Origin of the sequence: Halobacillus sp., from assembly GCF_049282395.1 — a bacterium.
GTDB lineage: Bacteria > Bacillota > Bacilli > Bacillales > Halobacillaceae > Halobacillus.
Genome location: NZ_JBAPTY010000282.1, coordinates 1 through 12,645, shown reverse-complemented (window position 1 = coordinate 12,645; position 12,645 = coordinate 1). Strand labels below are relative to the sequence as shown.

General features: G+C 39.5%; 15 protein-coding genes. 8 read left to right on the top strand and 7 right to left on the bottom strand.

What is annotated here, in order from left to right:
* Nucleotides 1–308: 308 nt before the first annotated feature.
* From WAM07_RS12090 to sigK, 8 genes are all read left to right on the top strand, one after another.
* Complete coding sequence (locus WAM07_RS12090; protein WP_014643831.1) at nt 309–470, top strand: sporulation histidine kinase inhibitor Sda; 162 nt, start codon at nt 309–311, stop codon at nt 468–470.
* A gap of 269 nt (nt 471–739) precedes the next feature.
* On the top strand, nt 740–3,079 hold the full coding sequence (locus WAM07_RS12085; RefSeq protein ID WP_422167186.1) for a Na+/H+ antiporter subunit A: 2,340 nt from the start codon (nt 740–742) through the stop codon (nt 3,077–3,079).
* A gap of 3 nt (nt 3,080–3,082) precedes the next feature.
* Nucleotides 3,083–3,421 carry a Na(+)/H(+) antiporter subunit C gene (locus WAM07_RS12080; RefSeq protein ID WP_014643833.1) on the top strand — a complete coding sequence of 113 codons (339 nt, stop codon included), beginning with the start codon at nt 3,083–3,085 and terminating at the stop codon, nt 3,419–3,421.
* Nucleotides 3,414–4,898: a Na+/H+ antiporter subunit D gene (locus tag WAM07_RS12075; protein WP_422167184.1), complete on the top strand. Its 1,485-nt coding sequence runs from the start codon at nt 3,414–3,416 to the stop codon at nt 4,896–4,898. Before WAM07_RS12080 ends, WAM07_RS12075 begins: the two co-directional genes overlap by 8 nt.
* Nucleotides 4,899–4,904: 6 nt before the next feature.
* Nucleotides 4,905–5,381: a Na+/H+ antiporter subunit E gene (locus WAM07_RS12070; protein ID WP_224892849.1), complete on the top strand. Its 477-nt coding sequence runs from the start codon at nt 4,905–4,907 to the stop codon at nt 5,379–5,381.
* Nucleotides 5,381–5,692, top strand: a complete 312-nt coding sequence (locus WAM07_RS12065; RefSeq protein WP_422167182.1) for a Na(+)/H(+) antiporter subunit F1 — start codon at nt 5,381–5,383, stop codon at nt 5,690–5,692. The genes WAM07_RS12070 and WAM07_RS12065 overlap by 1 nt, the downstream gene beginning before the upstream one ends.
* Entirely contained in the window at nt 5,673–6,047 is a 375-nt protein-coding gene (gene mnhG / locus WAM07_RS12060) for a monovalent cation/H(+) antiporter subunit G (RefSeq protein ID WP_422167181.1), read from the top strand. Before WAM07_RS12065 ends, mnhG begins: the two co-directional genes overlap by 20 nt.
* A 161-nt stretch (nt 6,048–6,208) precedes the next feature.
* Complete coding sequence (sigK, locus tag WAM07_RS12055) at nt 6,209–6,922, top strand: RNA polymerase sporulation sigma factor SigK (protein WP_422167179.1); 714 nt, start codon at nt 6,209–6,211, stop codon at nt 6,920–6,922.
* A 42-nt stretch (nt 6,923–6,964) separates the two neighbouring features.
* On the opposite strand, the gene WAM07_RS12050 is transcribed toward sigK, so the two are convergent.
* The 7 genes from WAM07_RS12050 to mltG all read right to left on the bottom strand — a co-directional run.
* Nucleotides 6,965–7,192, bottom strand: a complete 228-nt coding sequence (locus WAM07_RS12050) for a YrhC family protein (RefSeq protein WP_422167177.1) — start codon at nt 7,190–7,192, stop codon at nt 6,965–6,967.
* A 68-nt stretch (nt 7,193–7,260) separates the two neighbouring features.
* Nucleotides 7,261–7,953 carry a 5'-methylthioadenosine/S-adenosylhomocysteine nucleosidase gene (gene mtnN, locus WAM07_RS12045; RefSeq protein ID WP_422167175.1) on the bottom strand — a complete coding sequence of 231 codons (693 nt, stop codon included), beginning with the start codon at nt 7,951–7,953 and terminating at the stop codon, nt 7,261–7,263.
* A 19-nt stretch (nt 7,954–7,972) separates the two neighbouring features.
* Nucleotides 7,973–8,737: a YrrS family protein gene (locus tag WAM07_RS12040; protein WP_422167173.1), complete on the bottom strand. Its 765-nt coding sequence runs from the start codon at nt 8,735–8,737 to the stop codon at nt 7,973–7,975.
* A 904-nt stretch (nt 8,738–9,641) separates the two neighbouring features.
* Nucleotides 9,642–10,118: a transcription elongation factor GreA gene (gene greA, locus WAM07_RS12035; RefSeq protein ID WP_089749013.1), complete on the bottom strand. Its 477-nt coding sequence runs from the start codon at nt 10,116–10,118 to the stop codon at nt 9,642–9,644.
* Between the two features lie 172 nt (nt 10,119–10,290).
* Entirely contained in the window at nt 10,291–10,932 is a 642-nt protein-coding gene (gene udk, locus WAM07_RS12030) for a uridine kinase (RefSeq protein WP_422167171.1), read from the bottom strand.
* Between the two features lie 55 nt (nt 10,933–10,987).
* The gene (locus WAM07_RS12025) at nt 10,988–11,617 is read right to left on the bottom strand and encodes an O-methyltransferase (RefSeq protein ID WP_422167169.1); all 630 of its coding nucleotides are present in this window, start codon (nt 11,615–11,617) and stop codon (nt 10,988–10,990) included.
* Between the two features lie 105 nt (nt 11,618–11,722).
* A partial coding sequence (gene mltG, locus WAM07_RS12020; protein WP_422167167.1) for an endolytic transglycosylase MltG occupies nt 11,723–12,645 on the bottom strand: 923 nt, incomplete at its 5' end.

Genomic DNA, 12,645 nt, shown 5'->3' with positions numbered 1-12,645 from the left:
ATAAACACAGGCAAATTCTCCTTATACATCATATACAAAAAAACTTCATGTTTCAAAAACGAATTTAAATGCTTGAACTAGAACGTAAATCGTTCGACAATTCCCGACACTTCTGTCCTGTGGATAAGTTTATACACAATTTCCACACCCGACTTCCTATGGCATCTCTAATTCATTCGTTAAAAATGAGAAAGTTATCTACATTTACTTGTAGATAACTGCCATATTGTAGGGAATTTCAGCTCATGGTAAGGTAAGAATACATTACTCGAAACGTTCATTTCGAACACTCAGGAGGTGGCTGTCACATGAGTGACAGAGGTATTAAACAATTATCTGATTCCCTGTTAATACAATCTTACCACAAAGCAATTGAACTGAATCTTTCTGAAGACTTCATTCTTCAAATGAGAGAAGAACTCATAGCCAGATCTATTAATATGGATAATTTAGCCATCCAGGTCGGTTAACTTTCTGCAATTTCCATTCTATAGAATTTTTCTCCCTTAAAAAACTCGCTGATTTGTAATCAGCGAGTTTTTTTATAAAAATTTTATCTCTTTAATTTGTGGTGTCTCTTCTTATTTAATAGGGAATACTAAATGATGCATCAAATGTGCGTTGTCCAGAAGGCTAGAGTTGAATAATGCCCCTGCTTTTGATTACAATTAAATGAACAGTACGATTGAGAAAGATTGTTCTATATTAAAGAATTTTTGTTGAGGGAGGAACAGCCAAGATGCTGCTGGTAGTATTATTGCCTTTTATCTTTGCAATTGCAATTCCATTTATAAGTAAATGGAAAGATAAATTTCATCCGGGGATTTTCGTCACCATGATTCCCGCGATCATCTTCATTTATTTTGTACGTTTTATTGGGACAGGGTTTGAACCCTTAACAAGAGAGTATTCTTGGATACCTTCATTAGATATGAACGTAGTATTTTATCTAGATGGTCTCAGTTTATTGTTTGTGTTATTAATAAGCGGGATTGGTGCCCTAGTTGCCTTTTACTCGATTTACTATCTACATAAATCAGAGCAACTGGGACATTTTTATGTATACTTTTTAATATTTATGGGTTCTATGCTTGGAGTAGTTCTTTCCGATAATGTGTTCGTTCTATACAGTTTTTGGGAGTTCACTTCATTATCCTCCTTTTTGCTGATTGGTTTTTGGAATTTTAAGCAAGAATCCCGGTATGGTGCGTTAAAGTCCATGCTTATTACCGTATTTGGCGGACTCAGTTTACTTGGCGGACTTATTTTTATGAGTGTACTGACAAAATCAACAAGCATTCAAGGTATGATCGACCAACAACAATTAATCTTGAATAGCGAGTTCTTCCCATTAATTTTGGGACTTATTCTATTAGGAGCCTTCACAAAGTCAGCTCAGTTTCCATTTCATATCTGGTTACCTGATGCAATGGAAGCTCCAACCCCGGTCAGTGCGTATCTCCACTCCGCTACCATGGTAAAAGCTGGGATCTACCTGGTCGCTCGCTATTCTCCGATGCTGTCCTCAAGTGAGTGGTTTTTTATTATTGTATCCACTGTCGGCATCATCACCCTTTGCTGGGGATCATATATGGCTGTCCGACAGACCGATTTGAAAGCCATCCTCGCTTTTTCCACAATAAGCCAATTGGGTATGATCATGGCTATGCTTGGATTTGGTACTGAAATCGCGGTATTTGCGGCAGTTTTCCATATTTTAAACCACGCTACCTTTAAAGGCAGCTTGTTCATGGTCGCAGGTATTGTGGATCATGAAACCGGAACACGCGACATTCGTAAACTCGGCGGATTAATGACGTTTCTACCTATTACGGCTACCGTAGCTTTGTTAGCCTCATTTTCAATGGCTGGGGTACCTCTGCCCTTCTTGAACGGTTTCTACAGTAAGGAGCTCTTCTTTGATGCTTCCTTACATTTAGAGGTTTCTGGAGAAGGCATTGCCGGTTTTCTGAGGTCTATCATTCCTTATTTAGCTGTTTTTGGAAGTATCTTTACGTTTGTTTACTCTATGTATTTTTTCTTCAGCAGCTTCCGTGGTAAATCAAACGTTGAACAATTACCGAAAAAACCACATGAAGCTCCGTGGGGCATGCTATTATCACCTATTATTCTAGTGGCTGCGGTTGTTGTTATCGGTCTATTCCCCCACTTGATCAATCAACCTTTTATAGAGCATGCTGCTAGTGCAGTAAAAGGAATGGAAATTCACGAACATCACATTAAATTTTGGCACGGAATTAAAGCACCACTCATTATGTCTTTAACGGTCGTATTTTTAGGAACCGTTTTAGTTCTTTCGCGTAAGGTCTGGCAGCCTGTCTATAACTACCTGCCCGGCCGCTTGAGTTTCAATAAAGTCTACGATGGAATGGTCGACCGCCTTGAGTCTTATTCATCCATACTAACTAAAGGGTATATGAATGGCTCTCTAAGTCGTTATGTGCGTCTAGTACTTGCCGCCATTCTCGTCGTAACTTTTGCTTTTATGGCAATTACTGGTGGATTTACGGTTAATACAAGCAATTTAGCAGAGATTACTTTGCCTGAAATTTTTGTGGCCGTACTTATGGTATGTGCAGCCGTAGGAACGATTATTACAAATAACCGAATAGCTGCGATTCTCATATTAGGAGTGGTAGGTTACGGTCTATCTATGTTATTCGTTCTATACAGAGCTCCTGATTTAGCCTTAACTCAATTAATTATAGAAACTGTTACGGTAGCCTTGTTCTTACTTGCTTTCTACCACCTTCCAAGAATGAGGAAAAAACAGGAATCAGCTAGTACACGAACGTTGAATCTGATCATTTCTATAGGCTTTGGGGCATTAATGACCATGGTCGCTATTTCCGCCCATAGTTCTAAATACTTTGAATCAATCGCAAGTTATTTCCTTGAAAAGTCTCATTCTCTGGGTGGAGGCGATAATGTAGTAAACGTAATCCTTGTAGACTTTCGTGGATTAGATACGTTATTTGAAATCGTTGTTCTTGGAATTGCAGCTATGGCGATTTACGGTCTGGTTCGTTTAAGAGGTAAAGAAGAGGAGGAGGAATAGCAAATGGAAATCATCATGGCGATACTCGCGGGTATCTTATTTACCACAGGTATTTATAACCTCCTTCAAAAGCAATTGTTACGGATTGTCATTGGCACGGGGCTTATCTCCCATGGTGCCCACTTGTTTATCTTAACGATGGGCGAATTAAAGACGGGAGCCCCTCCAATTCTTTCTGAGGGAGTGGAAAAGTACACAGACCCCCTTCCTCAAGCCTTAATCTTAACGTCTATTGTTATCAGTTTTGGTGTAACAAGTTTACTGCTCGTGCTGGCTTACAGAACTTCTAAAATTAATGGCACGGATAATATGGAACAAATGAGAGGTACGGATTATGAGTAATTTAACAGTATTGCCCATTATATTACCGCTAATTGCTGGAATTATAATGGCCTTCATTCACAAAAGAACAACTATCGTAAGAAAACTTTCCCAAATCTTCACTGTGGTCAACTTGCTGGTTGTTGGAGGAATATTTCTTTACGTGCTGCAGAATGGAGCCATCATTCTGGAAACGGGCGACTGGGCCGCTCCTTACGGCATCATTCTGGTTGGTGATCTACTTTCCATGACGCTGGTTTTCACCTCTAACCTTGTAGCCACAGCGTGTGTATTTTATGCTCCAAAGTCCCTTTCTAAGGAGCAGGAAGCCTTTTACTTTTACAGCTTCTTCTTTATGCTGATTGCCGGTGTTAGCGGTGCGTTCCTGACAGGTGACTTATTCAACCTGTTCGTGTTCTTTGAGGTACTGTTAATGGCATCTTACGGCTTGATCGTTTTGGGAAATGGAAAAGCTCAACTTAGAGAATCCATTAAATATGTTTTAATTAATCTATTTTCCTCGATGCTCTTTGTCACGACTATTGCTTTTTTGTATTCAGTGGTAGGAACGGTGAATATGGCACAAGTTGCTGAACGAGTGCAAGAGGTGGAACAACAAGGTATTCTTACAACTATAGCCATCATGTTCTTTTTCGTATTTGCAACAAAAGCGGCTGTTTTTCCTTTGTACTATTGGCTTCCAAGACCTTATATTTCACCTAATCCTGTCGTATCAGCACTATTTGGTGCTTTATTAACTAAGGTAGGAATTTATTCGATTTTGAGGATCTTCACTCTGATCTTCAACCAGGAAGTGCAGCTGACGCACACACTATTCATTTACCTGGCGGCACTAACCATGATTTTTGGAGTTGTGGGAGCTTTATCTACAAACAATATTAAACTGGTCGTGGCTTATAATATAATCCCGGCTGTAGGTTTTATGCTGATGGGTATAGGAATCTTTACAGAAGTATCCATTAGCGGCACCATCTACTATCTGGTCCATGATATGATTATCAAAGGTGTCCTCTTCCTGCTAGTTGGAGCTGTAGCTTATGTAGCGGGAACTTCAGATTTAAGAAAAATGGGTGGACTTATTCACCATTATCCTGTTCTAGGATGGTTGTTCTTTATTGCTTCCCTGGTACTTGCAGGGATTCCTCCCTTCAGCGGTTTTATTGGTAAACTGCTTCTGCTCAGAGGCGGTCTGGAAGAGGAAGAAATCTTGATTGTCATAGTCGGGCTTGTAACGAGCCTTCTTATTCTATTCTCTATGATTCGTATATTCGTTCGTGGATTCTGGGGAGAGAAAACTGAAATTCCAATGCCTGAAAGAGAACATAAAGGCAAAATGATGGCCTGGCCGATAGGATTGCTTTTAACCTTTTCCGTGTTACTTGGGGTCGGTGCTGAGTGGTTCTATCCATCCATTGAATCCATTTCCAAGTACTTAATGGATCCGCAACTCTACATTGATTCTGTATTAAAGGAGTAGTAGCTGATGCCTTTTCAAATCGTCTTAAACATTATTATTGCGATCATGTGGATGTTTCTCAGTGAAAGCTATCAATTTTCCACCTTCCTTGTCGGGTATCTCCTAGGGATCGGTCTCTTATTTATTCTCAGGAGATTCATTCCGGACTCGTTCTACATGCACCGTGTATGGAATTTTATCAAATTGATGCTTTTATTCATAAGAGAGCTTGTCCTTTCAAACATCGATATCGTAAAAGTTGTCTACAAACCAAAACTGGATATAGAACCAGGAATATTCGCCCTTCCTATAGATTTAAAAAGTAATTTTGAAATAACTTTGCTAGCCAATTTAATTACTTTGACACCTGGTACTCTATCCATAGCTGTCAGTGACGACCACACAAAAATTTATGTACACGCTATGGACATCCCGGACGTCGAACAGTCCATTAACGAAATTAAGGAAACCTTTGAAAAAGCTATTATGGAGGTGACTCGCTAATGGACAACATTTTAGATGTTACCCAGCAACTGATCGACTATTCAGCGACCATCGCGGTCCTGGGAGTTTCTGTTTCCGTTATGATTTTATTGTACCGTGCTATTAATGGGCCGACCAATCCAGACCGGGCAGTGGCCCTTGATATTATTGGCATCAACTTAATGGCTTTGGCAGGAATCATCGCGGTCTTGCTCGTAACCACCAAATTTAATGATGTTATTCTGCTGATCGGTATTTTATTATTTATTGGAACGGTTGCCTTAGCGAAATTCTTAGAAAAGGGTGTTATTATTGAGCGGGACATGGATTAATTTAATTTTTGACATCCTCATTTGTTTCTTCTTACTATCAGGTACCTTTTTCATCATTTCAGGTTCGATCGGAATTCTTCGCTTACCTGATGTTTATACGAGACTACACGCCGCTACTAAAAGTTCGACTCTGGGTGTATCGGGAATTATGATAGGTGCTTTTTTGTTTCTGTTTATTGAACATGATATTGTGAGCGGAAAGCTTCTCTTAGGTATTCTATTTGTGCTCCTCACAGCTCCTGTATCAGGACATGTAATAGCTAGAGCAGCTCACCGAAGCGGTGTTCCTTTGTGGAAAGACAGTGTCAAAGATGATTATGATGAAGTCTTACAGGCTGAACAAGAAGAGAAATAAACACCCCATAAAAAACGAGGCTCCTATTCATACAGGAGCCTCGTTTTTTTTTATGAGAAAACTGGGTCAGGCCTTTTTGTTCCTGTACAAGCACATCCTGCCTTTTTCACACATAGATATGTTGTAGGCAATTGCCTAAATATCGAGGAGGTGCGCGTCGTATGAGCAGTATTATCGCTTCCATCCTTTACTTTTTTAAAGAATCTTTATTCTTTATGTCTTATGTCAAGAATCAGGCCTTCCCCAACCCCCTTTCCTCTGAAGAAGAAGCTAAGCAGCTTAAATTAATGCAAGAAGGAAGTCACGAGGCGAGAAATATACTTATCGAACATAACCTGAGGCTGGTAGCCCATATTGTGAAAAAATTTGAAAATACAAAAGAAGACTTTGAAGACTTAATTTCCATTGGAACGATCGGGCTAATTAAGGGAATCGAAAGTTACTCTACAGGTAAAGGTACAAAACTAGCCACCTATGCAGCACGATGTATTGAAAATGAAATATTGATGCACCTTAGATCCACTAAAAAAATGAATAAAGATGTCTCCCTTCAAGATCCAATTGGTCATGACAAAGAAGGAAATGAACTTAATCTATTGGATATATTGCAAGCAGATGTTAAAGACATAGTGGAAGAAATTCAGCTCCACATGGAGCTTGAAAAAATAAAAGACTTTATTACTATATTAGATGAACGCGAGAAAGAAGTTATTATCTTTCGGTATGGACTGAACCAAACCGAAGAAAAGACACAAAGAGAAATAGCGAAAGAACTCGGAATTTCTAGAAGTTATGTATCACGAATTGAAAAAAGAGCGTTGATGAAGATCTTCCATGAATTTTACAAGCAAAGCAAGCAAGGAAAGAAGATATAAAAGAAGCCACTGAACGATTAATGGTCAGTGGCTTTAGTAAGGCTATTCACTTGTTAAAATCTGCTGCAGCTTTTTAATTTTTTTAATTAATAGAAAAGCGTAAATCAATCCGGCCCCTATAACTGGGTATAGAAAATAGTGAATGGTAGTGTGATATTCAAAAATACTAATTAAGGTGCCTATATATAAATAACTGATTAATATTAATAGAGTCATAATAAAGCGTTTGTAATCTGAGATTTTCTTTTCCATCCATTCCGTTGATTTCATGGATAGATCACCTCCTGCACGGCTATTATTGTAACATATTGACCCTGCAGTGGAGATGGTAATATTATCTATTCATAATGAGTAACCATAGCCATTATCATAGCTGCCGCATTTTCGGCAGCTTTTGGTAAGAATTGTTCGAAAGAAACGGAGGATTCCTTGCCTGCTATATCTGACAAGGCACGGATTACAACAAATGGCGTCCCGTATCTGTAGCAAACCTGCCCAATTGCTGCGGCCTCCATTTCTGCAGCCACCATCTGCGGAAACTTATTGCGTACGAACTGGACTTTACTTTCTTCTTGCATGAAAGTATCTCCCGTAGCAATCAGTCCCTTTGCCGAGACCGCATCTGTTTGCTCCACCGCTTCCAACGCTTGTTTTACAAGCTTTTCATCCGCTTGATAGCGAGCAGGCATATCCGGAACTTGTCCATACTCATAAGAGAAGGCCGTGACGTCCACATCATGATAAGTAACCGCTTCAGATATCACAATATCCCCTACTTCTAAATGCTCAGCAAAACCTCCTGCCGAGCCCGTATTAATTACAGCTTCAACATCGTAACGCTCGTGCAGAATGCTAGTTGCAACTGCTGCATTCACTTTTCCTATTCCTGATTTTAAGAGGACCACTTCTTTTCCACAGAGAATACCATGAATAAAAAGACTTCCCGCAACTACTTCTCTGTTTGTGTTCTGCATCTCTGTTTGAAGCTTTTCGATTTCTTCATCCATTGCTCCGATAATACCAATTGCCATTTTTCTCTCTCCCTTTTCCTTAGCGATTCACTTCTTTTTCTTCCAACACTTCTAATTTAACAGGCTTATATCCTTCTCCATCTACCCATTGAATAAATACACGGTAATGCTCGGTCTTTTCTTTGTTCGAAACCGTTGCTTCAGCTTTTTGGGGACTACCTCCATTCCCAATCCACCAGGTGATCATATTTTCTTTAGAAAGACCTGTAGCCTTACTGACAGCTTTAATAAGTTCATTCCAATCTTGAGAGTTTTCATTGTAAGAAATAGTATGATTCCCGCTTGTATTCATCTCTGTAGGAACAGGCTGCCAATCTTTCTTAACAATTTTCGCTACATTTTCTTTATCACTTTCTTCAATCACTACATCGTTTTCCTCTTCAGAAGCATCCTTGTCCTGTTCCTCATCAGAAGATTCATCTTCAGAACTCTCTTCATTACTAGGATTGTCTTCATCATCAGAATTTGAACTGCTATTCGGATCAGATCCATTTGATTCATCCTGCTCTGAATCTTGTTTATTTGTCTGATCATTTGTCGAACCATTATTGTTTTTATCCTCTTCTGAGTTCTCTTCCTGATCCGATTCACTATTTAAGACTGCTTTTTCCTCATCAGAACCTTTGGCATTACTTGGTTGATCATCTCCCCCAAAAGCCATCATAGCTATGAAAACAATCAATAATGCACTGCCAGCACCTACTAACCAATTCATAAGAATAGTACTCTTTCGTTTCTTTTCAAAACGATGAGCCCTAGATCCTTCGGTATGTTTATCAGCCATTAAAGTCTCCTCCTTTGAATTCGTTGTTAATTATACAACAATAGGTCGCGGTGACCAACACTTTCATCCTTTTTTCCATTTCCCGGGGAATTTCTTAGATTACAGGCTTTGCTAAATCTCAATGATAATCTTACCGAAAAGCTCCCGTGTGTTGAAGACTCAGTTTCGAGATATCTCGTGAAAGAGTTAGGTCCTGCGGGGAACGACTCGCTTTCCGTGGGCATGTGCTGAGCCTCCTCAAGCTAAAGCTTTCCGGGGTCTCACCGATCATGTTTATCCCACAGGAGTCTCCCCGTTCCCCTACGGACTATGCCGAATGAGAAACTCGAATTGGCTTCACCTTTCCCCAGCTTGAGAAGAAATGACCACATGGGCGTATACCTTATTCATGCTGGAACGATGCGGGATAGCCTGTTATATAAGCATTTCAGGCAGGTTAAGGAGGAGAGTACACTCTCCTTCCGAAGGGTCCGTTCGCCCTATTAAATGGTGGGGAAATGGCGAGACTCCCACGGGAGAAGGAACTAGGTGAGATCCCGCAGGGAGTGAAACGAGCGAGGAAGCTCACCGTTCCCCCATAGGTAAGTGTCCAAATGTGGAATCACCCCGATAGACACGAACAGCATAAGCCGAGCATCAAAAGGACGGTGGTCTTGCCGTCCGTTGATGAACGGCTTATGTCTCGAGTGTCTATCGGGGTGATGGAACAAGACGAGTTATTTCCCCACCAGCACCCTCCTCATATCGTAACGGACCAAAGATGTCTCGAAACTGAGTCTTCAACTAACCGGCCCTATTGCGTAATAAGCCTCTTAAAAACCAACAGTAACCAATAGTAGTATTATTAAACAAACCTATAATAAAAAAAAGACAGGGAAGCCCCTGTCTTTTTTTATAAATATTATTATTCTACAGTAACAATCTTAACATCAATATCTCCACCTGGAGTAGCTACAGAGACCTTGTCCCCCACTACATGTCCAATGAGACTTTGAGCCATAGGTGAATCATTAGAGATTTTCCCTTCAAATGGATCAGCTTCCGCACTTCCTACAATTGTATAAGTCTCTTCTTCTCCATCAGGAAGTTCTTGAAAGGTAACAGATTTACCTAAGCTTACTGTATCCGGATTGTCATTATCATTTTCAATAATAACGGCATTTCTAATCATATTTTCGACTTGAGTAATGCGGGCTTCCACAAATGCTTGTTCATCTTTAGCCGCATCATACTCAGAGTTCTCAGAAAGATCTCCAAAGCCGCGTGCAATTTTAATGCGCTCTACTACTTCTTTACGACGCTCTGTTTTTAAGTGATGCAGTTCGTCTTCGAGCTTTTGTTTTCCTTCTTCTGTCATGTAAAAGTTTTTTTCTTCTGCCATCTTCTTTGAACACTCCTTTAATCCATCAAAAAATTGATGTTTCCCCATATACGAAATGAGCGATACCAGCGTATGCTCATTAATGAATTACTATACTTTACACGAGGACTCTTTATTCTAGAACTACTATTGAAAACTATGCCAGATTTCTGGAAGGTTTTCAACTATTTTCTCAATTGAAATGATCTTGCGTTTCATTAAGGACTGTTTGAATTTTTGTAGCCATTAAGTCTATAGCTACGTGGTTTTGTCCACCTTCTGGAATAATAAGATCTGCATATCGTTTGGTAGGTTCCACGAATTGCAGGTGCATTGGACGGACCACATTAATATATTGCTCAATGACAGAATCCAGTGTGCGTCCCCGTTCATTAATATCTCTCATCATTCTACGAATGATCCTCACATCGGCATCAGTATCTACGAAGACCTTTATATCCATTAAATCGCGTAAGCGCTCATCTTCCAACACAAGAATACCTTCAACAATAATAACCTCTTTAGGTTCCACATGTATCGTTTCCTCAGACCGCGTATGAATCTTATAATCATAGGTAGGTTTCTTTACCGATTTCTGATCAATTAATTGTTTAAGGTGTTCAATCAGCAGATCATTATCAAATGCAAGAGGGTGATCATAGTTCGTCTGCAGCCTTTCTTCAAACGGAAGGTGACTCTGATCCTTGTAATAATAATCTTGCTCCACCATTAGAATTGTTTTATCAGCAAATCGCTGGATGATAGACCGGGTGACACTTGTTTTCCCTGACCCTGTACCTCCGGCTACTCCAATAACTACAGGTTTATCTTTCATGTTTCTGGTTTCTCCTTTCATCCCAAACATAATCTCTGAACATTACACGGTTCAGTTATTTTTTTATTGTAATAGCTACACCATCGCCAATTGGTACAATTGTCGTATGATAATCGGGGTTTTGAACAAGCCAATTATTGAAATCACGTATTTTTCGAGCAATTTTGGCCATACGCTTGTCTGCATGTGAATCATCCGCAACATACCCCTTAAATAGAACATTATCCGAGACAATTACTGCACCTTCAGATAATAACGGTTCGTATAGATGAAAGAATTCTTCATACTTACCTTTAGCAGCATCAATAAAGAGGAAGTCAAAAGAACCTTCCTTCCGAACTTCTTCCTTCAGCTCAAGAGCGTCCCCAAACAGGAGGTGAACTCTGTCTTCAGCTCCTTGCTTATTAATAAAATGCTGGGCATCTCTATAACGATTCTCGTCTCTTTCTATTGATACAACTTTACTTTCAGGTGAAGCCTCCACCATACGAAGGGCCGAATATCCTATTGCTGTTCCAATTTCCAAAATGCGTTCAGGTCTATGCATACGAATCAACTGCATTAGAAAATGTATACCTGTCGGCTCCATAATCGGTATATTCTTTTCCTCAGCGTATGCCTCCATGTCCGCCAATGGTCCAGTGGAAGACGGCAGCAATGATTGCAGATACGCATCTTGCTCCATGATGTTAACATCCCTTCATATTTAGTTTACATCCATTTTACAACCCCACTATTTTAACATACAAAAATGGAGGAATGCGAGTAATCTCGCATTCCTCTTCAATAATCAATTATTGTTAATATATTTATTTTTCTTTTCGTTGTGATTCTCCAAAGTTTTTGAATAATAAATATTTCCTTCGTCATCTGCGAGGAAGTATAAAAATTCTGTATCTGCAGGCTGCACAACAGCTTTTAAAGCATTTTCATTAAAATTGGAGATCGGCCCTGGGGGCAATCCCTCTTCTTCGTACGTATTGTAAGGAGAATCGACTTCAAGATCCTCATATAAGACTCTGTCCTTATGCTCTCCCAAGGCATATAATACAGTAGGGTCAGTTTGTAATGGCATTTCCTCTTCTAAACGATTATAAAATACACTAGCGATTTTCTTTCGATTCTCAGAGGTTCTGGCTTCATTCTCTAATAAAGAGGCCATTGTCATAAGGTCATGTACGGTCATGTCCTCATTAAGTATATCCAGCTGGGTCAGTTGTTCTTTGTAAGGCAGTACGACCTCTTTCGTCTGATCTAACATTTTATGGACAATCTGATCTATTGTAGGGTCTTCTACATATATAGGGTATGTAGAAGCAAATAAGTATCCCTCGAGAGGATATTTAATCTCTTCATTTAATATCTCTTCTGTTAAGAGCCCAGGGTACTGTTCCATAAGTTCTTTTACATATTCTTTATCGTTCACTTTTGTTAAAAATTCGTCTTTAGTAAATTGAGATTTCTTTGCTAAAGTACCAGCAATTTGATCGAGTGTCCTCCCTTCTGGAATGGTTACCTTAAATGCCGGATCTTTAATTAATTTACCTGACTGAAGTGAATCAATAATCTCATTCAGCTTCATAGATGAAGTAAGCTGATATTCCCCAGCTTGGAATCCTGATTCATTATTAAATTTTGTATAAAACCTAAAAATTAAATCATTTTTAATAATTCCATTCTTTTCAAGAATCCCTGCGATTTGAGACGTGGATG